The sequence below is a fragment of the Methylobacterium amylolyticum genome, from assembly GCF_030700245.1.
In the GTDB taxonomy this organism is placed as follows: domain Bacteria; phylum Pseudomonadota; class Alphaproteobacteria; order Rhizobiales; family Beijerinckiaceae; genus Methylobacterium.
Map to the genome: position 1 here is coordinate 61788 of NZ_JAUYZI010000022.1, position 25195 is coordinate 86982.

Annotated in this window: 22 protein-coding genes and 1 other RNA gene; 3 read left to right on the forward strand and 20 right to left on the reverse strand. The window is 73.0% G+C overall.

Annotation, left to right across the window (positions count from 1 at the left end):
* Window positions 1-42: 42 nt before the first annotated feature.
* From Q8W71_RS16645 to Q8W71_RS16700, 12 genes are all read right to left on the reverse strand, one after another.
* Window positions 43-927, reverse strand: a complete 885-nt coding sequence (locus Q8W71_RS16645; protein WP_305526510.1) for an outer membrane protein assembly factor BamD — start codon at window positions 925-927, stop codon at window positions 43-45.
* Between the two features lie 201 nt (window positions 928-1128).
* Complete coding sequence (lpxC, locus tag Q8W71_RS16650; RefSeq protein WP_305526511.1) at window positions 1129-2076, reverse strand: UDP-3-O-acyl-N-acetylglucosamine deacetylase; 948 nt, start codon at window positions 2074-2076, stop codon at window positions 1129-1131.
* A 472-nt stretch (window positions 2077-2548) separates the two neighbouring features.
* Entirely contained in the window at window positions 2549-4267 is a 1719-nt protein-coding gene (gene ftsZ / locus Q8W71_RS16655) for a cell division protein FtsZ (protein ID WP_305526512.1), read from the reverse strand.
* Between the two features lie 92 nt (window positions 4268-4359).
* Window positions 4360-5685 (reverse strand): cell division protein FtsA, encoded by a 1326-nt coding sequence (gene ftsA, locus Q8W71_RS16660; RefSeq protein ID WP_305526513.1) that lies wholly within the window; start codon window positions 5683-5685, stop codon window positions 4360-4362.
* Between the two features lie 67 nt (window positions 5686-5752).
* Window positions 5753-6691 carry a cell division protein FtsQ/DivIB gene (locus tag Q8W71_RS16665; RefSeq protein WP_305526514.1) on the reverse strand — a complete coding sequence of 313 codons (939 nt, stop codon included), beginning with the start codon at window positions 6689-6691 and terminating at the stop codon, window positions 5753-5755.
* Window positions 6692-7173: 482 nt separating this feature from the next.
* The gene (locus Q8W71_RS16670; RefSeq protein WP_305526515.1) at window positions 7174-7380 is read right to left on the reverse strand and encodes a type II toxin-antitoxin system HicB family antitoxin; all 207 of its coding nucleotides are present in this window, start codon (window positions 7378-7380) and stop codon (window positions 7174-7176) included.
* A 9-nt stretch (window positions 7381-7389) separates the two neighbouring features.
* Window positions 7390-7575 (reverse strand): type II toxin-antitoxin system HicA family toxin, encoded by a 186-nt coding sequence (locus Q8W71_RS16675; RefSeq protein ID WP_305526516.1) that lies wholly within the window; start codon window positions 7573-7575, stop codon window positions 7390-7392.
* Between the two features lie 3 nt (window positions 7576-7578).
* Window positions 7579-8499: a UDP-N-acetylmuramate dehydrogenase gene (murB, locus tag Q8W71_RS16680; RefSeq protein WP_305526517.1), complete on the reverse strand. Its 921-nt coding sequence runs from the start codon at window positions 8497-8499 to the stop codon at window positions 7579-7581.
* On the reverse strand, window positions 8496-9074 hold the full coding sequence (locus Q8W71_RS16685) for an endonuclease domain-containing protein (RefSeq protein ID WP_305526518.1): 579 nt from the start codon (window positions 9072-9074) through the stop codon (window positions 8496-8498). The genes murB and Q8W71_RS16685 overlap by 4 nt, the downstream gene beginning before the upstream one ends.
* Entirely contained in the window at window positions 9032-10435 is a 1404-nt protein-coding gene (murC, locus tag Q8W71_RS16690; RefSeq protein WP_305526519.1) for a UDP-N-acetylmuramate--L-alanine ligase, read from the reverse strand. Before murC ends, Q8W71_RS16685 begins: the two co-directional genes overlap by 43 nt.
* Window positions 10436-10478: 43 nt before the next feature.
* Window positions 10479-11588 (reverse strand): undecaprenyldiphospho-muramoylpentapeptide beta-N-acetylglucosaminyltransferase, encoded by a 1110-nt coding sequence (gene murG, locus Q8W71_RS16695; protein WP_305526520.1) that lies wholly within the window; start codon window positions 11586-11588, stop codon window positions 10479-10481.
* Window positions 11585-12751 carry an FtsW/RodA/SpoVE family cell cycle protein gene (locus Q8W71_RS16700; RefSeq protein ID WP_305526521.1) on the reverse strand — a complete coding sequence of 389 codons (1167 nt, stop codon included), beginning with the start codon at window positions 12749-12751 and terminating at the stop codon, window positions 11585-11587. The genes murG and Q8W71_RS16700 overlap by 4 nt, the downstream gene beginning before the upstream one ends.
* A 168-nt stretch (window positions 12752-12919) precedes the next feature.
* Here Q8W71_RS16700 and Q8W71_RS16705 point away from each other — a divergent pair, with 168 nt between their 5' ends.
* The 3 genes from Q8W71_RS16705 to Q8W71_RS16715 all read left to right on the forward strand — a co-directional run bounded on the left by Q8W71_RS16705 (window position 12920) and on the right by Q8W71_RS16715 (window position 15027).
* Window positions 12920-14392, forward strand: coding sequence for a methyl-accepting chemotaxis protein (locus Q8W71_RS16705; protein WP_305526522.1), 1473 nt, complete (start codon window positions 12920-12922; stop codon window positions 14390-14392).
* An 84-nt stretch (window positions 14393-14476) separates the two neighbouring features.
* On the forward strand, window positions 14477-14707 hold the full coding sequence (locus tag Q8W71_RS16710; protein ID WP_305526523.1) for an antitoxin MazE family protein: 231 nt from the start codon (window positions 14477-14479) through the stop codon (window positions 14705-14707).
* Window positions 14704-15027 (forward strand): type II toxin-antitoxin system PemK/MazF family toxin, encoded by a 324-nt coding sequence (locus Q8W71_RS16715; protein ID WP_305526524.1) that lies wholly within the window; start codon window positions 14704-14706, stop codon window positions 15025-15027. Before Q8W71_RS16710 ends, Q8W71_RS16715 begins: the two co-directional genes overlap by 4 nt.
* A 52-nt stretch (window positions 15028-15079) precedes the next feature.
* Here the strand turns inward: Q8W71_RS16715 and murD are convergent, their stop codons facing one another.
* From murD to rnpB, 8 genes are all read right to left on the reverse strand, one after another.
* A complete protein-coding gene (gene murD, locus Q8W71_RS16720) occupies window positions 15080-16456 on the reverse strand; it encodes a UDP-N-acetylmuramoyl-L-alanine--D-glutamate ligase (RefSeq protein ID WP_305526525.1) in 1377 nt (458 codons plus the stop codon).
* Between the two features lie 240 nt (window positions 16457-16696).
* On the reverse strand, window positions 16697-17782 hold the full coding sequence (gene mraY, locus Q8W71_RS16725; RefSeq protein ID WP_305526526.1) for a phospho-N-acetylmuramoyl-pentapeptide-transferase: 1086 nt from the start codon (window positions 17780-17782) through the stop codon (window positions 16697-16699).
* Between the two features lie 156 nt (window positions 17783-17938).
* Window positions 17939-19390: a UDP-N-acetylmuramoylalanyl-D-glutamyl-2,6-diaminopimelate--D-alanyl-D-alanine ligase gene (locus tag Q8W71_RS16730; RefSeq protein ID WP_305526539.1), complete on the reverse strand. Its 1452-nt coding sequence runs from the start codon at window positions 19388-19390 to the stop codon at window positions 17939-17941.
* A gap of 58 nt (window positions 19391-19448) precedes the next feature.
* Window positions 19449-20909 (reverse strand): UDP-N-acetylmuramoyl-L-alanyl-D-glutamate--2,6-diaminopimelate ligase, encoded by a 1461-nt coding sequence (locus tag Q8W71_RS16735; RefSeq protein ID WP_305526527.1) that lies wholly within the window; start codon window positions 20907-20909, stop codon window positions 19449-19451.
* Window positions 20906-22735 (reverse strand): peptidoglycan D,D-transpeptidase FtsI family protein, encoded by a 1830-nt coding sequence (locus Q8W71_RS16740; RefSeq protein WP_370875437.1) that lies wholly within the window; start codon window positions 22733-22735, stop codon window positions 20906-20908. Before Q8W71_RS16740 ends, Q8W71_RS16735 begins: the two co-directional genes overlap by 4 nt.
* Window positions 22736-22900: 165 nt before the next feature.
* Window positions 22901-23311, reverse strand: a complete 411-nt coding sequence (gene ftsL, locus Q8W71_RS16745) for a cell division protein FtsL (RefSeq protein WP_305526528.1) — start codon at window positions 23309-23311, stop codon at window positions 22901-22903.
* A complete protein-coding gene (gene rsmH, locus Q8W71_RS16750; RefSeq protein ID WP_305526529.1) occupies window positions 23308-24378 on the reverse strand; it encodes a 16S rRNA (cytosine(1402)-N(4))-methyltransferase RsmH in 1071 nt (356 codons plus the stop codon). The genes ftsL and rsmH overlap by 4 nt, the downstream gene beginning before the upstream one ends.
* 395 nt (window positions 24379-24773) lie before the next feature.
* Window positions 24774-25183: RNase P RNA component class A (gene rnpB, locus Q8W71_RS16755), an RNA gene on the reverse strand.
* Between the last annotated feature and the right edge of the window lie 12 nt (window positions 25184-25195).

Genomic DNA, 25195 nt, shown 5'->3' on the forward strand with positions numbered 1-25195 from the left:
CGGCGGCTCCGGGCCTTCCTCGCAGGACGATCGCGTTCGCGGCTACTCGGCCGAGGCGGTCTTGCCGGTCACGCCGCGGAAGAGCTTCGACAGGAACGAGGATTTCTCCTCCCGCGGCGCCACGCCGCCCTGGGCGAGGAGCGCGTGCGCGTCCTTGTACCAGGGACTGTCGGGGAAGTTGTGGCCGAGCACGGCCGCCGAGTTCTGCGCCTCCTGGGTGATGCCCAGCGCCCAGTACGCCTCGGTCAGCCGCTCCAGCGCCTCCTCGGTGTGGCGCGTGGTCTGGTATCGGGACACCACGTCGCGGAAGCGGTTGATCGCCGCCGGGAAGTTGCGCCGCTCCAGGTAGTAGCGGCCGATCTCCATCTCCTTGCCGGCGAGCTGGTCGCGGGTGATCTGGATCTTGGCCCGCGCGTCGGCGGCGTATTCCGAGGTCGGATACTTCTGCACCAGCTCCTGGAGGGCGACGAGCGCCTTCTCGGAGCGGTCCTGGTCGCGGGTCACGTCCGGGATCTGCTTGTAGTTCGACATCGCCATCAGGTACTGGGCGTAGGCCGCGTCCTTGCTGGCCGGGTGGCGCTGCAGGTAGCGCTTCGACGCGTTGATCGCGTCGTCGTACTTCTGGCCCTCGTAGTTGGCGTAGGCCGTCATCAGCAGCGCTTTGCGCGACCAGTCCGAATACTGGTACTGCTTGTCGAGGTTGTCGAACTTCTTGACCGCGGCCTCGTAGTCGCTGTCCTCGAGCTTGGCGAGGCCCTCGCTGTAGAGCTTGTCCGCCGGCACGTCCGGCACGACCTCGGGCTTGTACTTCTCGGCGAACAGGCCGGTCGGGTCGAAGTCGCAGCCGCCGAGGCCGAGGCCGAGGAGGGCGACGACCGGGGCCGCCAGCGCCGCGGCGCGACCGCGGGGACGATGGGTGACAGGCATCAGCGCGTTCTTTCCCCGACTCCGGCCGCGCGTCCCGCGCCGGCATGCCATCACGTGGGTGGTTCCGGCCCGTCGGGGCCGCGCCCGCCGTTCACGGACCGTTAAACCGTGACGCTCGATTCGGGCGCGAAAGCGGCAGAGCTGCGGCGGCATCGGGTGCCGGCCGGTCGTGGCCCGCGGGCAACAGGGTGATCCGGGATTTCAGAGGTCGGCGGCGAAGGCCGCGATGCCGAGCCCGGCGCCGATCTCGGCGAGTGCCGCCTCGCGGCGGGTGCCGGGCGCCTCGATGATCGCGTAGTTGGCGCGGTCGGCGAACAGGGCGGAGAGGACGCCGACGTTCATGCGGTGGCCGCCGCAATAGGAGCGGTAGGCGCCCTGGAGCGGCAGTCCGGCGAGCGCGAGGTCGCCGACCGCGTCGAGGATCTTGTGGCGGACGAACTCGTCCGGGAAGCGCAGGCCCTCGGGGTTGACCACCGCGGTCTCGCCGACCGCCACGGTGTTCTCCAGGGAGGCGCCCAGCGCGAACCCGGCCTTCCAGTAGCGCTCCACGTCCCGCATCATCCCGAAGGTGCGGGCGCCGGCGATCTCCCGGCGGTAGCTCGCGGGGGAGAGGTCCAGCGCCTTGCGCGAGCGGCCGATCACCGGGCTCTCGAAGTCGATCTCCACGTCGAGGCGGAAGCCCCGGTCGATCGGACGGAGTTCGGCGAAGGCGCGGCCGCTCTCGATCCGCACCGGCCGCAGCACCTTGAGCCAGCGCCGGGGGGCGCCGCAGGCCGCGAGGCCGACCTTGTCGATCGCCTGCACGAAGGGGCCGGCGCTGCCGTCGAGGATGGGAAGCTCGGGACCGTCGATCTCGATCAGGGCGTTGTCGATCCCGAGACCGTAGAGGGCCGACATCAGGTGCTCGATGGTGGCCACCGCGCCGGTCTCGACGTCGCCGATGACCGTGCAGAGTTCGGTGGCGGAGACCAGGGCGTGATGGGCCTTGATGAGCCGGTCGTTGCCGAAGGGGGTGCCGGTGCGGAGGAAGCAGATGCCGTGGTTGGCCGGCGCGGGCCGGAGCGTGATCTCGGCGCGGTTGCCCGAATGGACCCCGACGCCCGAGAGGATCGCCGGCCCCTTGAGGGTCGTCTGGCTGTTCGATCGCATTCCTTAGCCCTCGGCCGCGACCCGGCACCGCTCCCGTGCGGGTGGTGCGTTTCGATCCGTCCGTCGCCTGATGCCCCGGCGCTGACAGGTTGTATGCCTGCTGCGCGCTTGTCGTTCCGTGGAGTCCTATAGCTGCACCGCACAGACGCGCCAAATCACGGATTCTTACGGTCTGTTACAGTCAGGCTTCCCCGTGCGCCGCGCTAAAATCGTGCCCCACCAACGGTTTAAACTTTGGTTAACCGACGACGAAACCGCGGCACTTCTGTGGCCCGGTTGCATCAGGTCCACGGCCGCGGCCGCGGACAGCGCCTCGCCCGCCCGATCGATCGTCACCAGTGAATCAACTCAAGATTGTATCGCTGCGGTGCAGCATCCGCCCCGCCGGCCGGTCACGGCAAACGCCCCGCGCCCACCCGAAAAGCCCGGGCGGGCGCGGATCCGGCGGAATCGCGGGACGCCCCGGCCCCTCTCAGTTCGCCTGGCGGCGGAGGAAGGCCGGGATCTCGAGCTGGTCGTCGTCCATCATCCGCGGTCCCGTCGCCTGACGGCCCATCGGGTCCAGCGACCCCTGCGCCGGGCGGTACAGCGGGGCGGCCGGCATCGGAGCACGGGGCGCGGCCGGGACGTGCGCCTGGGGCGCGGCGGCCGGCGCCGCGGCGGGCCGGGCCGCGGGGGCGGGCTCGTCCTCCCGGCGCCCGCCGAAGCCGACGGTCGCCAGCCGCCGCAGCAGCGAGGTCCGCTTCGACTCCGGGACCGCCTCCTCGCTCGCACGGTTCGCCAGGATCTGGGTCTGGGCGATCGGCGGCAGCTCGTGGATCTGCGGCATCCGCGGGGCGCGGGCGAGCGGGGCGCCGGCCGGGGCGGCCGGGCGCGGCGGCACGAACGGGCCGGCATGCATCTGCGGCGCGGGCTCGGGCTGCGGCGCGGCCGGCGGCGGCACGAACGGGGCGGCCGCCCGCGGCTGGGCGGGGGCCAGCATCACGTCGTCCCGGGTCACCGGCGCGGCGGGCTCGGGCCGGAGGTCCGGCATCGGCTCGGGGGCGCGGGAGACGGGCGCCGCCGGGGCGGCCATCGCGACCGCGGCGGCCGGCTCGGTGCGGAGGCTCGGAACCGGGGCGCTCGCCCGGGCCCGGGCCTCGGCGCGCAGGCGCTCGGCGACCTCGGCGATGCGCTGCTCGGTCTCGGCGATGGCGGGGTTGTTCGGCGAGTGGGCCGAGATCAGCGCCGGCTCGATGCCGGTGGCGACCACCGACACGCGGATGATGCCGTCCAGGCTCTCGTCGAAGGTGGCGCCGAGGATGATGTTGGCGTCCTGATCGACCTCTTCGCGAATGCGCGTCGCGGCCTCGTCCAGCTCGTACAGGGTGAGATCGGACCCGCCCGTGATCGAGATCAGCAGGCCGCGGGCGCCCTTCATCGAGACGTCGTCGAGGAGCGGGTTGGCGATGGCGGCCTCCGCGGCGCGGTTGGCGCGCTTCTCGCCGGACGCCTCGCCGGTGCCCATCATGGCCTTGCCCATGCCCCGCATGATCGCGCGCACGTCGGCGAAGTCGAGGTTGATCAGGCCCTCCTTCACCATCAGGTCGGTGATGCAGGCGACGCCCGAGTAGAGCACCTGGTCGGCCATCGCGAACGCGTCGGCGAAGGTGGTCTTCTCGTTGGCGACCCGGAACAGGTTCTGGTTCGGGATCACGATCAGCGTGTCGACGGAGGCCTGGAGCTCCTGGATGCCGGACTCGGCCGTGCGCATCCGGCGCATGCCCTCGAACTGGAACGGCTTCGTCACCACGCCGACGGTGAGGATGCCCATGTCGCGGGCGGCGCGGGCGATGACCGGGGCGGCACCCGTGCCGGTGCCGCCGCCCATGCCGGCGGTGATGAAGCACATGTGCGCGCCCGAGAGCTGGTCGCGGATCTCGTCGATCACCTCGTCGGCGGCGGCCGAGCCGACCTCCGGGTGCGAGCCGGCGCCGAGCCCTTGCGTGACGCCGAGGCCCATCTGGATCACCCGCTCGGCCTTCGAGGAGGTGAGCGCCTGGGCGTCGGTGTTGGCGACCACGAACTCGCAGCCGAGCAGGCCCGATTCGATCATGTTGTTGACGGCGTTGCCGCCGGCACCGCCGACCCCGAAGACGGTGATGCGGGGCTTGAGTTCCCGGATGTCCGGCGCCTGGAGGGAAATGGCCATGTGTCGAACCTCTCGCTGACTCTCGTGTCCGTGCGACGCCGCGGCGCCGGAATTCTTTCCGATCGCCCGCCCCGTGGGGCGGACGCGAAACCTCAGAAGCTGCTGCCGAGCCAGCCGAGCACGCGGTCGATGTAGCCGCCGTGGGTCCCGGTTCCCGCGAAGGCGCTCTGCCGGCGCGGCTCGAAGTGCTCGGCGTGCGCCACCTGCGGGTAGACCAGCAGGCCGACCGCGGCGGAGAAGGCCGGACCCTTGGCCGCCTCCGGCAGGCCGCGGATGCCGAGCGGCCGGCCGATCCGCACCTGGCCCTGGAGGACGCGGCGAGCGACCTCCGGCAGGCCGACGAGCTGGCTCGCGCCGCCGGTGAGCACCACCCGGCGCCCAGCCTGGGCGGCGAAGCCGGCGTTGCGCAGCCGGTCGCGCACCAGCTCCACCACCTCCTCGACCCGCGGCTTGATGATCCGCACGAGCTGCGAGCGGGGGATGTGGCTCGGCGCCTCGCCCTCGTCCTCGCCGACCCCGTGGACCGCGATCATGTCGCGCTCGTCGGACGGCGTGGAGAGCGCTGAGCCGTAGAGGGTCTTCAGCCGCTCGGCGGCCGCCACCCGGGTCGAGAGCCCGCGGGCGATGTCCATGGTGACGTGGTGGCCGCCGACCGCGACCGCGTCGACGTGGACGAGGTGGCCGCCGGAGAACACGCCGACGCTCGTCGTGCCGCCGCCCATGTCGACGACGCACACGCCCATCTCCGCCTCGTCGTCGACGAGCGCCGACAGGCCGGCGGCGTAGGGGGTGGCGATCACCGCCTCGACGCCGAGGTGGCAGTGCTCCACCGCCAGCATGACGTTGCGGGCGGCGGCGAGTTCGGTGGTGACCACGTGCAGGTCGACGCCGAGCGCCTCGCCGATCATCCCCGAGGGGTCGATCACCGCGCCCTGGCCGTCGAGCGCGTAGCCGGTCGGCAGGGCGTGGAGCACCGCGCGGCCGGGGCTGACGCCGTGGGCGCTCGCGGTCTCCAGCACCCGCTCCACGTCGGAGCCGGTGACGGTACCGGAGCGGACGTTCACCCGCGCCTGGAAGTGCTGCGAGGCGAGCCGCCCGCCGCTCATGTTGACGATGACCGACTGGACCTCGACCTTGGCCATGCGCTCGGCGGCGTGGACCGCCTGCCGGATCGCGCCCTCGGCGGCCTCCAGGTCGACGATGGCGCCGCCCTTCAGCCCGAGCGAGCGCTGGTGGCCGATGCCGATGATCCGCGCGAGGTGGGTGCGCCCGCGCAGCGTCGAGAGCGCCTCCGCCGGTTGCAGCTCGGCGATCAGGCAGACGACCTTGCTGGTGCCGATGTCGAGCACCGACAGGGTGGTCGAGCGGCGGGCCGAGAGCGGCTTCAGGCGCGGCGTGAGGCCGTGATGGCTGTGCATGAACGCTACCGGGCGCGGGATGCGGGGTGGTCGAGACGGGGCGTCGGGCGGAGCGTCGCGGCGGGCGTCACGTGGCGGCGCCCTTCTTCTTGGTCTTCTGCGCCTCGGTGCGGGCGGCGGCGGCCTCCTCCGTGAGGCGCACCACCACGCGGTCGTCCATGCGCAGGTCGACCGCGATGATGTCCTTCTCGAGGATCCGGCTGTCGCGTTCGAGCCGGACGAGGCGGGCGAGCGCGCCGGCCGGGTCGCCCTCCGGCAGGCGCACGTCGATGCCGTCGAGCTTGAGCGTCCAGCGCCGGCCCGACACGTAGGTGCCGGCCTTGATCCGCTCGGCGAGCGGGCCCGCGGCGGCGATCAGCCCGAGATACTCGGAGAGCCGGGTGTTGGCCTCCGCGCCGACCACCAGCGGCAGGCTGGCGTAGCGGTCGTCGCGCATCGTGTCGATCACCGTGCCGTCGGCGGCGATGACGCTGATCACGCCGTCCTTCTGCCACAGGGCCGCGGGCTCGCGCTCCACCTGGGTGACGGCGATCTCGTGCGGGTAGATCTTGCGGACCGAGGCCTGCGCGATCAGCGGCACGCGCAGGAGCCGCTCGCGCACCTCGACCACGTCGAGGAACGGCACGGAGGTGCGCCAGTCGATGCCCGCGGCGGCCAGCACCTCGCGCTCGTACATCCGCGACAGGCCGGTGATGGTCACGCGCTCGACGCCGAAGCCCGCGAGGCGCGCCAGGATGTCGACGGGACGGCCCTGGGCCGCGATGAGGGCGTCGTAGCGGCCGCTGGCGACGAAGCCGGCGAGCGCGACCGCGGCGAGGCCCGCGGCGACAGCGACCGTGCCGGTGCCGCGCGGCAGCCGCTCGGCGAGATCCCGGCCGGAGCGGGCGCGGCGGACCGACAGGGCGCGACGGCGCAGGAGGGCGCCGGAGAGCCGGGCGACCGCACCGCCGGCGCGGCCGTACCCGCTCGGGCCCGGCGGCTCTGGGAAGCGTCCTCCACCATCCATCGGACGAGCTCACCGAAACTCAGGCCCGCGCGGGGCGCCATCTCCGGCGCAGGACTCGCCTGGGTCGTGCCGGGGCGGCGCCCGCGTCGACGTCCGGCACGACGCGGGCGCCGCCGGCGCATCGTCGTCACGAAAGTCGGCACGGCTACCCCCTCGGCAGCCCAGCGCTTGATGCGCCGTTAACGGCAACTCTTGAGCGCGCTGGTAAACATTTGGTTTAAGTCGGGCGGGTCGGGCGGGGATTGCCGCGTCCGGGGCGCGGTTTGCGGCCTCGATGGAAGGGTCGCGACCGCCGGACAGGGCCGCTCGAAACTCGGCTCGACCCGTCTCGCCGCCCGGCCCGGACCATTCAATGAAGCCAGCGGACGCGTCGCGATCGCGCCGCGTCCGCCACGTCGGATCGATCAGGCCGGCCGCCGCCGCCGCGCCGAGGCTCCTGCCCTCCTATAGGGGCACGGCTGAAGCGTGAGCCTTTCGTACGGTCATGCCTCGACGTACTCGGCCAGACTTCTCGGTTCCGGAATCGGCTCGCCGTCGGCGCGGAGCCCTTCGATGTGGAAGCGGATCGCTTCTCGGATCTCTCTCTCGACGGCCTCGACGGTCGCCGCCGTAGCGATGCAGCCCGGCAGATCCGGCACGTAGGCGGACACGTTGGATCCGGCCTGCTCGATGATCACCGCGTAACGCATCGCGTGTCCTCACTTCAGGCCCGCCTGCTTCAAGATGCTGCCCCGCGTACCGGGCGCGACATCGTCCGACAGTGCACCGGCGATGGTGACTCGTCCGGGCTTGATCGGGTGCTTGTCTTGTCGATGGCTCCCGCGGGTTGCCACGAGATACCATCCGTCCCCCTCGATCAACCGGATGATGTCGCGGACCGTCATCGTTCAATCGGCCGCCGCGACGCCGATCCGCCGGATCTCCCAGCGCAGCGCGACGCCGCTCGTCTCGCGCACCCGGCGGCGGACCTCCTCGCCGAGCCCCTCGATGTCGGCGGCGGTGGCGCCGCCGCGGTTGATCAGGAAGTTGCAGTGCATCGGCGAGACCTGGGCGCCGCCCCGGGTCAGGCCGCGGCAGCCGGCCGCGTCGATGAGCTGCCACGCCTTGCCGCCCTCGGGATTGGCGAAGGTCGAGCCGCCGGTGCGCTCGCGGATCGGCTGCGCCGCCTCCCGCGCGGCGGTGACCCGGTCCATCTCCGCCTCGATCGCCGCCCGGTCGCCGGGCCGGCCCCGGAACAGGGCGCCCGTGAAGATCACGTCGTCGGGCACCGCGCAGTGGCGGTAGGAGAAGCCCATCCCGGCGTTGCTGAAGGTGACGGCCCGGCCCGACCGGTCGACCCCCTGCGCCTCGACCAGCACGTCGACCGTCTCGCCGCCATGCGCCCCGGCATTCATGCGCAGCGCCCCGCCGACCGAGCCGGGGATGCCCCGGTAGAAGGCGAGCCCGTCGAGCGCCGCCTCCGCCGCGGCCTTCGCGAGCCGGGTGTCGGGCACGGCCGCGCCGGCGCGCACCGTCTCGCCGTCGACCGCGACCGACCCGAACGCCCGGCCGCCGAGACGGACGGTGACCCCGGGGATGCCGCCGTCGCGCACGATCAGGTTCGAGCCGAGCCCGATCGTGGTGACCGGCACGGCGGGGTCGAGGACGGCGAGCAGGCCGGCGAGGTCCTCCGGGTCGGCGGGGGTGAACAGCACCTCGGCCGGCCCGCCGACCCGGAACCACGTGAGGTCGGCGAGGTTCGCCTGCCCGATCAGCCGGCCCCGGAGACCGGGCGCCGCGGCACGGAGGGTGTCGATGAGGGCGGTCATGCGTGCTCTCCCCCTCTCCCCGCCTGCGGGGAGAGGGCTCCGGCGACCCCGTCGTCGCCGGAGCGAGGCGGCAGCCGAGGGTGAGGGGGCGGTTCGGGTAGGGGCTCGTCAGGAAACGCCCCCTCACCGTCGCCCTTCGGGCTCGCCTCGCCCCCGGCGAGGGGGGCTCGGCCCTCTCCCCGCACGCGGGGAGAGGGCGGGAGCGCGGCGAGGATGGTGTCCGTGACACCGACGATGTCGGTCATGATCTCCGCGTTCCAGAATCTGAGGACGCGATAGCCCGAACCGGTCAGCCACGCATCCCTGACGCGATCGTGCGCGCTCCCGGCATGTTGGCCGCCATCGACCTCGACGATCAGTTTCGCTTCGCGGCAGCAGAAATCGGCGACGTAGCGGTCGATGCTCTCCTGCCGGACGAATTTGAAACCCGCGAGGCGCCGGTCCCGGAGACGATGCCAGAGGCGCCGCTCGGCATCCGTCTCGGACCGGCGAAGGCTGCGGCGAAACCGCGTCCGCTCCGGTATCCCGGATCTCACCCCCGCGCCGCCAGCTCGCCCGGCAGCGCGTAGGCCCATTGCGTAATCGTCCCCGCGCCCAGGCACACCACGTAGTCGCCGGCCCGCGCCAGCTCCGCGACGATCCCGGCCAGCTCCTCCGGCCGGTCGAGGGGGCGGGCGTCGCGGTGGCCGCGGGACTTGAGGCCGGCGAGCAGGCCGTCCCGGTCGGCGCCCTCGATCGGCGCCTCGCCCGCCGCGTAGACGGGGGCGACGATCACCGTGTCGGCGTCGTTGAAGCAGGTGCAGAAATCGTCGAACAGCGATTGCAGCCGGGTGTAGCGGTGCGGCTGCACCACCGCGATCACCGCCCCGTCGGTGGAGGCGCGGGCGGCCTTGAGCACCGCCTTGATCTCCACCGGATGGTGTCCGTAATCGTCGAAGATCTGGGCGCCGTTCCACTCGCCGGTGCGGGTGAAGCGGCGCTTGACCCCGCCGAAGCCGGCGAGCGCGTTGCGGATCGCCTCGGGCTTCACGCCGAGCTCGTGCGCCACCGCCAGCGCCGCGGTGGCGTTCAGGGCGTTGTGCTTGCCCGGCATCGGCAGGACGAGATCCTCCATCTCCATCCGGTAGCCGGGGCGGCGGTCGCGGATCATCACCCGGAAGCGGCTCTGGCCGCCCTTCAGGTCCACGTCGATCAGGCGCACGTCGGCCTGCGGGTTCTCGCCGTAGGTGATGATCCGCCGGTCCTCGATGTGGCCGACGAGGTCCTGCACCACGGGGTGGTCGATGCACATCACCGCGAAGCCGTAGAACGGGATGTTCTCGATGAAGCGCCGGAAGGCGTCCTTGACCGCGTCGAACGAGCCGAAATGGTCGAGGTGCTCGGGGTCGATGTTGGTGACGATGGCGACATCCGCCGGCAGCTTCAGGAAGGTGCCGTCGGACTCGTCGGCCTCCACCACCATCCACTCGCCCGCGCCCATCCGGGCGTTGGTGCCGTAGGCGTTGATGATGCCGCCGTTGATCACCGTCGGATCGAGGTTGCCGGCATCGAGCAGGGTGGCGACCAGCGAGGTGGTGGTGGTCTTGCCGTGGGTGCCGGCCACCGCCACGCAGGACTTGAAGCGCATCAGCTCGGCCAGCATCTCGGCCCGGCGCACCACCGGCAGGCGGCGCTCGCGGGCGGCCTGGAGCTCCGGGTTGTCCCGGCGGATCGCGGTGGAGACGACGACGAGCGCCGCCTCCTCGACGTTCCCGGCATCGTGCCCGACGAACGTGCGGATGCCCTTCTCCGACAGGCGCCGGACGTTGGCGTTGTCGGAGGCGTCCGAGCCCTGCACCGTGTAGCCGAGGTTGCGCATCACCTCGGCGATGCCGGACATGCCGATGCCGCCGATGCCGATGAAGTGGATGGGGCCGAGCTTGTCCGGCAGCTTCATGGGTCGAACCGTGTGTTCGGGGACCGGCGCGGTCCCGGAGGAATCAGGTGCGGGCGGCCGTCCGCACGACGACCTCGGCGAGCCGCTCGGCGGCGTCGTGGATGCCCGCGCTTCTGGCCGCATCGGCCGCCGCGGTCAATTTTTCGGGCCGCTCGAACATCTCGACGAGGTCGGCGGCGAGGCGGTCGGGGGTGAAGGCCGTCTGCTTCAGGGCGAGCGCCGCGCCGATCGCCTCCAGCGTCGCGGCGTTGGCCGCCTGGTCCTGGTCCAGCGCCCCCGGCAGGGGCACGAGGATCGCGGGGCGGCCGATGGCGGCGAGTTCCGACACCGTGGAGGCGCCCGAGCGCGAGACGACGAGGTGGCTCGCCGCCATCCGCCCCGGCAGGTCCTTGAAGAACGGCGCGGCCTCGATCCCGGCGAGGCCCATCGCGAGGTAGCGGTTCTGCACCGCGGTCAGGTCCTCGGGGCGGACCTGCTGGGTGAGGTGGAGGCGGGCGCGCAGGTCCCCGGGCAGGCGGGCGAGCGCCTCGGGCACCACCTCGCCCATCACCCGGGCGCCCTGGCTGCCGCCGAACACGAGGAGCCGCAGGGTCCCGCCCTCGGGCAGCGCAGGGTACGGGGTCTTGGCGGCCTCGATCACCGCCGGGCGCAGGGGGTTGCCGGTGTGGATCCGCGGCGCCCGGGCCTTGTCGGGCACGCCGCGCACGTCCGGGAAGCCCGTAGCGATGACCCGCGCGCCGCGCGCGAGGAAGGCGTTGGCCCGGCCCATCACCGCGTTCTGCTCGTGCAGGATCGCGGGCACCCGCAGGATCTGCGCGGCCAGCACCGGCGGCACCGTCGGGTAGCCGCCGAAGCCGACCACCGCGGCCGGGTTGAGCCGGCGGACCTCCCGTGCGGCCGCGCCGAACCCCTTGCCCAGCGTCAGCACCGCGAGGCCGCGCCGGATCAGGTTCCGGCCCGACGGCGTGGCGGAGGGGATCGTGACCATTTCGGAGGCGGGAAAGTCCCCGGCGATCGCATCGACCCGCGCGTCGGTGGCGAGCGCCACCCGCACCCCGCGGCCGCGCAGCGCGTGGGCGAGGCTCTCGGCCGGGAACAGGTGGCCGCCGGTGCCGCCCGCGCAGAGCAGGACCGTGGGGGTGAAGACCGTCACCGCATCACCCCGGCGACGGTGGCCGGCGCGGTGCCGGGGGGCTTCTGGCTGAGCAGCACCGTGCGCGGGCGCTTGCGGGTGAGCGCCACGAGGAAGCCGGTGCCGAGCGCCAGCGAGATCAGCGAGGAGCCGCCGTAGGAGACGAAGGGGAGGGTCATGCCCTTGGCCGGCATGAGCTGGGTGTTCACCGCCATGTTGATGCACGCCTGAAGGCCGAACAGGGTGGTCAGGCCGGTGATGGCGAGCCGCGAGAACACGTCGTCGGTGCGCCGCGCCAGCTTGAGACCGCGCAGCACGATGTAGGCGAACAGGGCGACGAGGCACAGGCAGACGATCACCCCGAACTCCTCGCCCGTGACCGAGAAGATGAAGTCGGTGTGCGCGTCCGGCAGGTGGCGCTTGGCCACCCCCTCCCCCGGGCCGGTGCCGAACCAGCTTCCCGAGCGGAACGATTGCTGCGACCAGAACACCTGGAAGCTGTCGCCGGAATCCTTGTCGAGGAACCGCTCGATGCGCTCGCGGACGTGGTGGAAGAAGGTGTAGGCGGCGAACACGCCGACCATGCCGAGGACGCCGAGCATCGCCACCCAGACCAGGTGCAGGCCGGCCACGAAGAACAGGGTCGACCACACCAGGGTGATCAGCATCGTCTGGCCGAAATCGGGCTGGAGCAGCAGCGGCACGATGGTGATCGGCAGGAGCAGGATGGCGATCAGGCCCCCCGGCATGTCCCGGCGCTGCGCCCCTTCCGAGAACGCCCAGGCGGCCACCACCACGAAGGCGGGCTTCACGAATTCGGAGGGCTGCAGGCCGAACGAGCCGAACTGGATCCAGCGGTGCGCGCCCTTGATCTCCGGCCCGAACTTCGAGGCCACGAGACACAGCGCGACGCCGCAGGCCCAGGTGATGAGCGCCATCCGGCGGATGCCGCGCAAGCTGAGGAACGAGACCGCGCAGATCAGCAGGATGGTGGGGGCGAGGTACATCGCCTGCCGGTTGAGGAAGTAGAAGGTCGGCAGGCCGATCCGCTCCGCCACCGGCGGGCCGCCGCCCATCAGGAACACGAGGCCCGCCACCATCAGCGCGAACAGGGCGGCCAGCAGGCCGCGATCCACCGTCCACCACCAGTCGGTCAGGGGCGTGCGCTCGGCGCGGGACATCATGGGCGGGCACGGGCCTTCGGGCGCCGGGCGTTCGGCGCGGAGCCGGAAGTCTTGGGGTGGAATGGTAAACGCATCGCTAGCGCCGCGCGCCGGATCGGCCGGGCGGGCGTAATCTATCCTTAACCCATATCAATACAACCTATGGGTGCAAATCAGGACGACCCGCCGATGTTTCGCGCCCGCACATCAGATGACGCCGCCAAGCTCGCCGCCCTCGACCGGGTACAGGGGGTGATCGAGTTCGACCTCGACGGGACGATCCGTGCCGCCAACCCGGCGTTCCTCGGGGCCGTCGGCTACCGGGCGGACGAGGTGGTGGGGCGCCACCACGCGATGTTCATGGCGCCCGAGGAGCGCGACTCCGACGTCTACCGGGCCTTCTGGGAGCGGCTGCGCGGCGGCGCCTTCGAGGCGGCGCAGTACCGGCGGATCGCCAAGGGCGGCCGCGAGATCTGGATCCAGGCCTCCTACAACCCGATCCTCGACCGCGCCGGCCGGCCGGTGAAGGTGGTGAAGTTCGCGACCGACATCACCGCCCAGAAGGCCGAGGACGCCGACCGGGCCGGGCAGATCGCGGCGATCACGACCTCGCAGGCGGTGATCAGCTTCGACCTCGACGGGACCATCCTCGACGCCAACCCGAACTTCCTGGGCGTCGTCGGCTACCGGCTCGACGAGGTGGTCGGGCGCCACCACGGGATGTTCGTCGACGCGGGCGAGCGCGAGTCCGACGCCTACGGCGCCTTCTGGGCGGCCCTGCGCCGGGGCACCTACCAGGCGGCGCAGTACCGGCGGATCGCCAAGGGGGGGCGCGAGGTCTGGATCCAGGCCTCCTACAACCCGATCCTCGACGCGGCCGGGCGGCCCTACAAGGTGGTGAAGTTCGCCACCGACATCACCGAGCAGGTGCGGCTGCTCGCCGAGCTGCGCGGCCTGATCGAGCGCAACTTCGGCGCGATCGACGCGGCGGTGGCCCGCTCCCGCCACGCCTCCGGCGCCGCGGGCGACGCGGCGGGCGCGGCGAGCGCCAGCGTCCAGGCGATGGCGGCGGCGGCCGAGGAACTCGCGGCCTCCGTCAGCGAGGTCTCGCAGAGCATGGCCAAGTCGAAGGCGGCCACCGACGCGGCGGTGGGGCAGGTCGAGGCGGTGGACGACCGGACCCGGCGCCTCTCCGAGGCGGCCGTGGCGATGACGGGGATCGTCGGGCTGATCCAGTCGATCGCCGGCCAGATCAACCTGCTGGCGCTCAACGCCACCATCGAGGCGGCCCGCGCGGGGGCCGCCGGCCGCGGCTTCGCGGTGGTGGCCGCCGAGGTCAAGGCGCTCGCCGCCCAGGCCGCCGGGGCGACCGACCGGATCAACGCCGAGATCGGCGCCGTGCAGGGGATCTCCGGGGAGGTGGTGTCGGCGCTCAGTGCGATCCGCGCCGCGGTGCAGGTGATGCGCGAGCACGTCGTCACCACCGCCGGCGCCGTCGAGGAGCAGGACGCGGTGACGCGCGAGCTCTCGCGCAGCATGCAGGAGGCGGCCGCCTCGGTCTCGGGCATCTCCGGCAATATCGGCGCGATCTCCGACGCGGTCGCCGAGGTCACCGAGGCGGTGGGGACGACGCGGGCGGCGGCGCAGGTGCTGGCGCGGTAGGGATGCCGAGCCGGTTGCCCGACTTGACGGCAGGGGCTGTCCCCCTCATCTGTTACATGTAACGAGATGAAGGGGGGATCCGCCATGCCGACTCCCGTTACCCGGCGCGTCCAGAAGCGCCGGGACGTCCTGAGGGCCGCAGGACTGCGTCCGGTGCAGATCTGGGTTCCGGACACCCGCCGGCCGGGCTTCGCTGACGAGTGCCGCCGCCAGTCGCGCGTGGCCGCCGCGGCCGATGCCGCCGACCGGGATCTGGATGCCTTCATGGACGCTGCCCTCGCCGATCTGGATGATGAGGCTGAGGCTGAGGCGTGAGGCGGGGTGACCTCGTTACCGTCGCGATGTCGGGAGACTTCGGGAAGCCGCGGCCCGCCCTGGTCATCCAAGCCGATCGGTTCGAGGCGACCGGCACGGTCACGGTTCTCCTGATGTCGGGGACGGCAGCGGACACTCCGTTGTTCCGGCTCACGGTCCAACCGACGCCGGACAACGGGCTGCGCAAGCCATCGCAGGTGATGGTCGACAAGGTCATGTCGGTGAAGCGCGACAGGGTCGGGCCGCCTTTCGGGCGCCTCGACGACGCAAGCCTGCTGGCTGTCACCCGCTCGCTGGCACTTTTCCTCGGACTCGCCTGACGCGCCACGTCGGGCTCGCGACACGAGGCCGACTCAGCGGTAAGACCGAACGTTACGGCAGCGCCCGCACCAAATCCCGGAACCGGTCGCCGCGCACCTCGAAGTTGCGGAACTGGTCGTAGGAGGCGCAGGCCGGGGACAGGAGCACCACCGGCTCGGGGGCGCCCGAGGCGGCGGCCCCCGCGGCGGCCTTCTCCACCGCCACGTCGAGGGTCTCGCAGCGGGTGTAGGGCACCGCGCCGTCGAGCGTCGCGGCGAACGCGTCCGAGGCCGCGCCGATCAGGTAGGCGTGGGCGACGCGCTCGAAGTAGGGCACCAGCGGGAAGATGCCGCCGTCCTTGGCCTTGCCGCCGAGGATCCAGTGGATGTCGCGGAAGGCGGTCAAGGCCTTCTCGGTGGAATCGGCGTTCGTCGCCTTGGAATCGTTGACGAACAGCACGGGGCCGCGCCGCCCGACCTCCTCCATCCGGTGCGGCAGGCCGGGGAAGCTCGCCAGCCCCGCCCGGATGTCTTCGGACTCGATGCCCAGTGCCCTGGCGACGACGACGGCCACCGCCGCGTTCTGCCCGTTGTGGGCGCCGCGCAGCGACCCGATCCCGGTGATGTCGGCGAGCGGGGTGCCGTCGGCATCGCGGATCACGCCGTCGCGGGCGCTCACAGCCTCGCCCGTCGCCTCGCTCGCCGCGAGAGGCCCGTGCGGCACGCGGATCCGCACCAGCCCCGCGCCGCGCCGGTCGGCGATGGCGCGGCTCGGGCCGTCGTCCACACCCACGACGGCGAGGCCGGCACCCCGCACCAGCCGCTCCTTGATGGCGGCGTACTGCTCCAGGGTGCCGTGGCGGTCGAGGTGATCGGGGGTGATGTTCAGGAGCACGCCGACGCTCGGGTCGAGGCTCGGGCACAGGTCGATCTGGAACGAGGACATCTCGACCACGTGGACGCGGCTCTCGGAGGGCGGCTCCAGCGACAGGATCGCGACGCCGATGTTGCCGCCCATCTGCACGTCGCGGCCGGCCGCGCGCAGCAGGTGGGCGATCAGCGCCGTGGTGGTCGACTTGCCGTTGGTGCCGGTGATCGCCACGAACGGGGCGCCGGGCGCGCGGGCGCGGCGCTCCCGGCAGAACAGCTCGATGTCGCCGACGATCTCGACGCCGGCACCCTGGGCCAGCCGCACGCTCCAGTGCGGCTCGGGATGGGTCAGCGGCACGCCGGGGCTGAGGACGAGCGCTTCGAACGACGACCAGTCGGCCTCCCGCAGATCGCCGGTCGGGATGCCCTCGGCGGCGGCGCGGGCGAGCCCCTCGGCCCCGTCGTCCCAGGCGAGCACGTCGGCGCCGCCGTCCCGCAGCGCCCGGGCGGTGACGAGTCCGGAGCCGCCGAGGCCGAACAGGGCGACCTTGCGGCCCGCGAAGGTGGTGACGGGGGTCATTCTGGATTCGGGCCTCGGAACCGCACGGTGCGCCGCGTCCCATCCGCGCCCGCATCCCGGGGTGCCCGCATCGCGGGCCTCGAAGGCGGGCTCCAGGGATCGCAGGGCCGGCTGGAGGGCTCCTTCGAGGCCTCCGCTTCGTCCGGCACCTCAGGATGAGGCGGTGGATGGGATCGGCCGCGTCTCGCGGCCGCTTCTAGCACGACTTCCGCGCGCCCGCTCGGGCGGCGTGCGCCCCGCTCAGCGCAGCTTGAGCGTGGCGAGGCCGGCGAGCGCCAGGATCACCGCGATGATCCAGAAGCGGATCACCACCTGCGGCTCCTTCCAGCCCTTCTGCTCGAAGTGGTGGTGGATCGGCGCCATCCGGAACACGCGCTTGCCGGTGAGCTTGAACGAGGCCACTTGGATGATCACCGACATCATCTCCAGCACGAACAGGCCGCCGACGATCGCCAGGACGATCTCGTGCTTGGTCGCCACCGCGACGGCGCCCAGCAGGCCGCCGAGCGCCAGCGAGCCGGTGTCGCCCATGAAGACCTGCGCGGGCGGCGCGTTGAACCACAGGAAGCCGAGGCCCGCCCCGATCACCGCGCCGCAGACCACCGCGAGCTCACCGGTGTCGCGGACGTAGTTCACCTGGAGGTAGCTCGCGGTGAAGGAGTTGCCGACGAGGTAGGCGATGACGCCGAAGGTGCCGCAGGCGATCATCACCGGCACGATGGCCAGCCCGTCGAGGCCGTCGGTCATGTTCACGGCGTTGCCGGCGCCGACGATCACGAAGGCGCCGAACAGCGCGTAGAACCAGCCGAGGTTCAGCAGCGCGTCCTTGAACACGGGGAAGGCGAGCTGGTTCTGGAGGGCGAGGGGCGAGTAGGCGGCGATCGTCACGCAGGCGGCACCGGCGATGGCCGCTTCGAGGAGGAGGCGGAACTTGCCGGAGAAGCCCTTGTGCGACTGCTTCGTGACCTTGAGGTAGTCGTCGTAGAAGCCGATCGCCCCGAAGCCCAGCGTCACCGCCAGCGTGATCCAGACGTAGTGGTTGCGCGGGTTGGCCCAGAGCAGCACCGCGACCATGAAGCCGGCCAGGATCATCAGCCCGCCCATGGTCGGCGTGCCGCGCTTGGTCAGCAGGTGGGTCTGCGGCCCGTCCTCGCGGATCGGCTGGCCCTTGCCCTGGCGCAGGCGCAGCAGCGAGATGATCCACGGCCCGAACCAGAACACGAACAGGCCCGCCGTGAACAGCGCCCCGCCGGTGCGGAAGGTGATGTAGCGGAAGACGTTGAGCGGCGTGAAGGTGCTGCTCAGGTCCGAGAGAAGGTACAGCATCCGGGCGCTCGGCCCCTTTTCTACGCGAGGACGCGGGTGGCGGCCGGGGCCGCTCGGGGCCGGGTCCGATCGCGCTGCGACAGGACACGGCCCGGCATTCGTGGTCCGGCACGACCGGTCATGCCGGACCGGCCTGTGCGGCGGCGCGGGGCGCGCTCAGGAGGCGGCCGCGTCGCGCCGCGTCGGGGCGGCGTAGCGGGCTTTGAGCGCCTCGACAATCCGGCCCATGCGGCTGCCGTTCGAACCCTTGACCATCACGGCGTCGCCCGGGCGCAGCGCGCGCAGCAGCGGCTCGACGAGCTCGGCGGAGGCGTCGGCGACCGCGCCGCGCCGGCTCACCGGCAGCGCCTCGAACAGGTTGCGGGTGAGCGGGCCCGCGGCGAAGACAAGGTCGACGCCCGCCGCCTCCACCGCCCCGGCGAGGCCGCGGTGCAGGTCGGCGGCGGCGGCGCCCAGTTCCAGCATGTCGCCGAGCACGGCGATGCGGCGGCCGCGCGGGCCGGTCTCGATCCCGCCCAGCGTTGCCAGCGCCGCGCGGACCGAGGCCGGGTTGGCGTTGTAGCTCTCGTCCACGAGCCACGCGGTGCCGCCGGGCAGCTCCAGGGCGGTGCGCTCGCCCCGCCCCACGGGCGGCTTCAGCGCGGCGAGCGACAGGGCGGCGCGGGCGAGGTCGCCCCCCAGCGCGTGGACGACCGCCAGCACGCCGAGCGAGTTCAGGGCGGTGTGGCGGCCGGCGGTGCCGAGCTGGTAGGTGACGGGCTGGCCCATCACGGTCGCGTCGACCACCGAGAGGTCGGGGCGCAGCACGATCCGCCCCGCCCGCACGTCCGCCTCCGGATGCTCGCCGAAGCTGACGATCCGGCCGGCGCGCGAGGCCTGGGCGTGTGCCAGAAGCCTGGCGAAGTGCGGCGTGTCGCGGTTGATGACCGCCACGCCGCCGGGCTTCAACCCGGCGAAGATCTCGCCCTTGGCGTCGGCGATGGCCGAGAGCGAGGGGAAGTGCTCGATGTGCACGGGTTCGACGGTGACGACGAGGGCGACGTCCGGGGTCACCATCCGCGTCAGCGGCAGGATCTCGGCGGCGTGGTTCATGCCGATCTCGAACACGCCGTAGCGGGTGGCCTCCGGCATCCGCGCCAGGGTGAGCGGCACCCCCCAGTGGTTGTTGTAGGAGGCGGCCGAGGCGTGGGTCGCCCCCTGCCCGGACAGCACGTGGCGCAGGGCCTCCTTGGTGCCGGTCTTGCCGACCGAGCCGGTCACCGCCACCACCTGCGCGGCCGTGCGGGCGCGGGCGGCGGCTCCGAGCCGGGTCATCGCCGCGAGCACCGGGTCGGCGCCCTCCCCCGGCACGGCGAGCACCGGGCCGTGGGCGGCGAGATCTTCCGCGCGCGCCTGCGCCACCACCGCCGCGGCGGCGCCCGCGGCGAGGGCGGCCGGGACGAAGTCGTGGCCGTCGCGCGCGTCGCCGCGGACCGCGAAGAACAGGTCGCCGGGCGCCAGGGTGCGGGTGTCGATCGAGGCGCCGGTCGCGGATGCGCGCGCGCCGATCAGCCGCCCGCCGGTCGCCGCTTCGAGGGCGTCCGGTGTCCAGAGCGCGGTATCCGCCATCGAGTCCGTCATGTCGCGTTCCGATCGATGTCCGCGCATCCTGTGCCCGGCCGGACCATCAGGGCCCGACCTCCGAGATCGCGGCGCGCAGCACCGCGTGGTCCGAGAACGGCAGGACCCGATCCCCCACGATCTGGCCGGTTTCATGGCCCTTGCCGGCCACGACCAGCACGTCGCCGGGCGCCAGCCCCTGCACGGCGGCGCGGATCGCCTCGGCCCGGTCGCCGATCTCCTCGGCGCCCGGGGCCGCCTCGCGGATCGCCCGGCGGATGCTGGCCGGCTCCTCGGTGCGCGGGTTGTCGTCGGTGACGATCACCCGGTCGGCGAGCCGCGCGGCGATCGCCCCCATCAGCGGGCGCTTGCCGCGGTCGCGGTCGCCGCCGCAGCCGAACACGGCGACGAGGCGCCCGGTCGCGAACGGGCGCAGCGCCGTGAGCACGCTCTCCAGCGCCTCCGGCTTGTGGGCGTAGTCCACGAGGCACAGGGCCCCGCGCACCTCGCCGACCCGCTCCATCCGGCCCGGAACGCCGGTGAGATGGTCGAGGGCCGCGAACACACCGTCCGGGGCGGCGGCGCCGGCGGGTGCGGCGAGGGCGAGGCCCGCCGCGACCAGTGCGTTCTCGACCTGGAAGGCGCCGACCAGCGGCAGGCGGACGGTCCGGACGCTGTCGTCCGCGCTGGCGAGCGTGAGGGTCTGCGCGAAGCCCTCGGTGCGGGCATCCACGAGCCGGATGTCCCGGCCGGCGCGGCCGGTGGTCCGGACCGGCCGGCCCGCACCCTCGGCGACGGCGATCACCCGGTCCGAGAAGGCGCCGTCGGCGTTGACGACGGCCGGGCAGCCCGGGGGCAGCAGATCGGTGAAAAGGCGAAGTTTGGCCGCGAGATACTCCTCGATGCTCGCGTGGTAGTCGAGGTGGTCGCGGCCGAGATTGGTGAAGCCCGCCGCGGCGAGCCGCACCCCGTCGAGGCGGCGCTGCTCGATCCCGTGCGAGGAGGCCTCCATCGCGAGTTCGGTGATCCCGTCGTCGGCGAGCCGGGCCAGCGTCTCGTGCAGCGTGACCGGGTCGGGGGTGGTGAGCGAGCCGTACTGCGCGCCCCGGTCGGTCACGATCCCGACCGTGCCGAGGCTCGCGGCGTCTCGACCGAGTCGCGAGAAGATCTGGCGGACGAAGTCGGCGACCGAGCTCTTGCCCGCGGTGCCGGTGACGGCCACCACGGTCCCGGGCTGGCGCCCCGCGAGGGCGGCGGCCGCGCGCGCCAGCGCCCGGCGGGCATCCGCGACGGCGATCCAGGCGGTCCCCTCGGGCAGGTCGGTGGGGCGCGCGCCCTCTCCGGCCACCGCCACCGCGCCGGCGCCGGCCGCCTGCGCGGCGAACAGGCGCCCGTCGGCCCGGGTGCCCGGCACGGCCACGAACACGCCGCCCGGCACGACCCGGCGGCTGTCGGCGGTCAGCCCGGCGACCGGCAGATCCGCGGCCGGTCCGTCGATCTCCGGGAAGAGGGTGCCGAGCCGGGTCACGGGCCGCCCAACTGGTTGACGTGGTAGGCGTTGAGCTTGACCATCAGCGGGAACGGCCGGACCGGCGGCTCGAATTGCGGCGGCAGGCCGAGGATCGGCGCGACGCGCTCGATCACCTTGCCGGTGACCACGCCCGAGTTCCAGGCGGCGGTGGCGTAGCCGCCCGATTCCGGCAGGCCCTGCGGCTCGTCCATGATGGTCACGAACAGGTACTTCGGGTCGTTCATCGGCGCCGCCGCCATGAAGGTCGTGAACAGCCGGTTCTTGTTGTAGCGGCCGCCGATCACCTTCTCGGCGGTGCCGGTCTTGCCGCCGACGAAGTAGTACGGCACCGACGCCTTCTTGGCCGAGCCCTCGGCGGCGTTGAGCCGCATGATGTAGCGCATCGCCTCCGAGGTCTGGGGCGACAGCACGCGGGTCGCGTGGGCGCGCACGTCGTCCGCGCTGGCCTTCAGGAAGGTCGGGGTGATCAGCTCGCCGCCGTTGACGATGGCGCCGACCGCCGCCGCCGCCTGGAGCGGGGCCACCGCGATGCCGTGGCCGAAGGCGATGGTGATGGTGTTGATCTCGGTCCAGCGCTGGGGGACGATCGGCGCGGCCGATTCCGGCAATTCGGTGCGCAGGCGGTCGGTCAGGCCCATCCTCTTCAGGAAGGCCTTGTGGCCGGGCACGCCGACGCCGAGCGCCATCTTGGCCGAGCCGATGTTGGAGGAGTGGGTGAACACCTCCGGCATGGTGATGACCCGGTTGGTACCGTGGTACTCGTGGATCTTCTGCCGGCCCCAGTTCAGCACGCCGCCGCGGGTGTCGAACGTCGAGTTGACGTTGTACTTGCCGGAATCGAGCGCCATGGCGAGCGTCATCGCCTTGAAGGTCGAGCCCATCTCGTAGACGCCGACGTTCATGCGGTTGATGCGGTCGGGGGAGAGGGCGTCCTTCGGGTCGTTCGGGTCGAAGTCGGGCATCGAGACGAGGGCGATCACCTCGCCGGTCCGCACGTCGAGGATCATCGAGGCGCCGGCCTTGGCCTTGAAGTGCTCGATGCCCTTGGCGAGCTCGTCGCGCACCGCGAACTGGGCGCGCAGGTCGAGGGAGAGCTGGACCGGCTTCAGGTCGGCCTGCTTGGCGACCAAACCGGCGCTGTTAAGCGCCTGGAGCCCGGTCGAGTCGATGTACTTCTCGATGCCGGCGATGCCGACGCCGTCGAGGTTGGTCGCGCCGAGGATGTGGGCGGCGGCGAAGCCGTTCGGGTAGACGCGCTTGTGGTCGGGCAGGAAGCCGATGCCGGGGATGCCGAGCCGGTGGACCTCGGCCTGCTGCTTCGGGGTCAGCTCGCGCTTCACCCACACGAAGCCGACGCCCTTCTTGCCGGGCTTCTGGGTCAGCTTCGTGCGCAGCTCCGAGGCGTTCAGCTCGGGCAGGACGGCGGTGAGCAGCTCCACCGCCTCGTCCTTGTCGTAGATGTTGCCGGGCTCGGCGAAGACCGAGACGGTGCGGATGTCGGTGGCGAGGATCTCGCCGTTGCGGTCGACGATGTCCGGGCGGAAGGCGGTGGAGGCGGTCGCCGCCGCCCGGTGCTCCTGGCTCGGGGGCTCGCCGAAGATCGCGGTCATCAGGAGCTTGGTCGAGATCGCCCCGAACACGCCGACGAAGGCGAGGCCGACCAGCGCGACCCGCATGTGCGAGCGCTCGATCGCCAGCCGGAACATGTCCCGCAGGAGCCGCCGCAGCCGGGCGGCCCGGGGCTCGGCCGGGGCCACCTGCTCGGCGGCGCGCAGCAGGGCGGCGGCCTCCGCCGCGGTCACCGCGCCGTCGGCCGCGTGCAGGGCGATCCCGTCCGGATCGTCCGCCGCGCGCGCGAGCGCGACGGGCGCCTGATCGAGCGCCCCGTGCGCCGCGGTGTGCGACGCCTCGTCGAACGCCGGGTCGGCGGATCCCGGCCCGGCGTCGGGCCGGTCCCACGGCTCTCTGTCGTGTGCGCGCACGGGCGGCTACCTCGAAGCGGTCGGGGTGCGGGTCGTCGTGACGGTGCGGGTGACCGAGCCGGTGGTGCGCGGCTCGGGCGTGCCCTTCTCCTTGGGCGTCGCGGTGGCCGCGAGCAGGCGGCCGATCTCGTCGCCGCGCTCCTGCCGCGCGGGCAGGTCGGCGAGCCGCCCGAGATGGGCGATCCCGATCGGCTCCAGGGCGAGGTGCTTCTCCACCGCCGCCTGGAGGCGGTCCGGACGGGTCAGGAGCTGCCACTCGGCGCGCAGGACGGCGATGGCCTGCCGCTCCTTGTGGAGCGCCGCCCGGAGCTTCGACACCTGGCCGCCCTGGTAGAGCGTGTCGTACTTGATCGAGTAGGCGTAGACCGCCGAGGCCACGAGGCCGGCGATCGCCAGCAGGTTGAGCAGGCGGATCATCGGCGCGGGCCTCCGCGGGGGGCCTCGGGCAGGCTGGCCAGCGCCTGGATTGCCGTCAGCGGCGGCGGTGCCGGCGCGTCGGTGCGCACGGCGGCGCGCAGCTTGGCCGAGCGGGCCCGGGGATTGCGCGCCACCTCCGCCTCGCCCGGCAGGACCGGGCCCTTGGTCACGGGACGGAAGCTGCACACCGCCTCGACCGGCGCGCCCGGCAGGTGGCGCGAGCCGCCGCCGCCGCGGCCGCTTCGAGCGGCGAAGAACTGCTTGACGATCCGGTCCTCCAGCGAGTGGAACGTCACCACCGCGAGGCGACCGCCCGGCGCCAGCGCGCGCTCGGCGGCGTGCAGGGCCCGCACCAGCTCGCCGAGTTCGTCGTTGACCGCGATCCGCAGGCCCTGGAAGGTCCGCGTCGCCGGGTGGACGTGGCTGCCGGGCTCCGCCCGCACCACCCCGGCCACCAGCGCGGCGAGTTCCGCGGTGGTCTCGATCCGCCCGCGGCGGCGCGCCTCGTGGATCGCCCGCGCCACGGCGCGCGACCGGCGCTCCTCGCCGTAATGGTAGATGATGTCGGCGAGTGCCGCCTCGTCGGCGCCGTTGACGAGGTCGGCGGCGCTCGGCCCCTCCCCGCCCATGCGCATGTCGAGGGGGCCGTCGGCCCGGAACGAGAAGCCGCGCTCGGGCGTGTCGAGCTGCATCGAGGAGACGCCGATATCGAGCACGACGCGGTTGGCCGGCGGCGCGCCGGTCCCGGCCCGGTGGGCCTCCACGTGGGCGTCGAGATCGCCGAACCGGCCCGGGACGAGGTGCAGGCGCCCATTGGACTCGGCGGCGAGCGCCTGCCCGCGGTCGATCGCCGACGGGTCGCGGTCGATCGCGAGCACGCTCAGGTCCGGCTCGGCGGCGAGCAGCGCCCGCGTGTAGCCGCCCGCGCCGAAGGTGCCGTCGACCGCCAGCCGCGCGCCCGCGGGGGCGAGCGCCTCGATCACCTCGGCGAGCAGGACGGGGATGTGGGGCTCGCCCGGCCGCGGTCCGGCGGGGACCGTCCCGGGTGCGGGGCGGCGACGGGTCATGCCCGCGCGTCCCGGGCGCCGACGCGATGGGCGGTCCACCGGCCCGCCGGCCGGATGCGGATGCGTGGCGCGATGGATCTCATGCTGCCCAGAGCCCGGCCGCGCGCGGGCGGCCCGCGTGAGGGGAGCGGCGACGGAGCGCGCGAGACGCCGCGCACGGGCGGGACCCGCGGGGCCGGGGGTCGCGCCCGGCGATCCGATACACGCCGCGGACGGGAGGATGCCGGGTATCATGGGCCTCGGAGGGTCGTCAACGCGTGGGGGCGAGCCCGCGCCGCGTGCCGATCTGAACCCGGCAAGGTTAACCGATGGTGTGCGGCCGATGAGATTCCGCCCGGGCCCGCCGACAGGGCACAAGCCCGCAGGTCCTTGAGGGCGCGAGGGAATTCGGGCGGCGGATCAGCCGGCCTGTAAGCCGGGTTCTGTAGGGCCCGCTCGGCCCGAAGGCGTTCGCGGACGTGGCGGCCATTCCTCTGGGACGGTCGTCGCCGACCGCCTCGAGCAACCAACCCGGGCGACTGGCCTGGAGAGCCGGCCTGCCCCGCGTCGCGGGGCGCGCCGCCCCTATTCGGTCTTGCTTCCGGTGGGGTTTGCCGTGCCGTCCGCGTTGCCGCGTCCGCGGTGCGCTCTTACCGCACCCTTTCACCCTGACCCCGCGGAGGCTTGAGCCTGTCGCGGGGCGGTCTGCTCTCTGTGGCACTGTCCCTGGGGTCGCCCCCGCCGGAGGTTATCCGGCACCGTCTCTCCATGAAGCCCGGACTTTCCTCCCCGGGCGCGAGCCCGGAGCGGCCGCCCGGCCGGCTGATCCGGGCGGGGC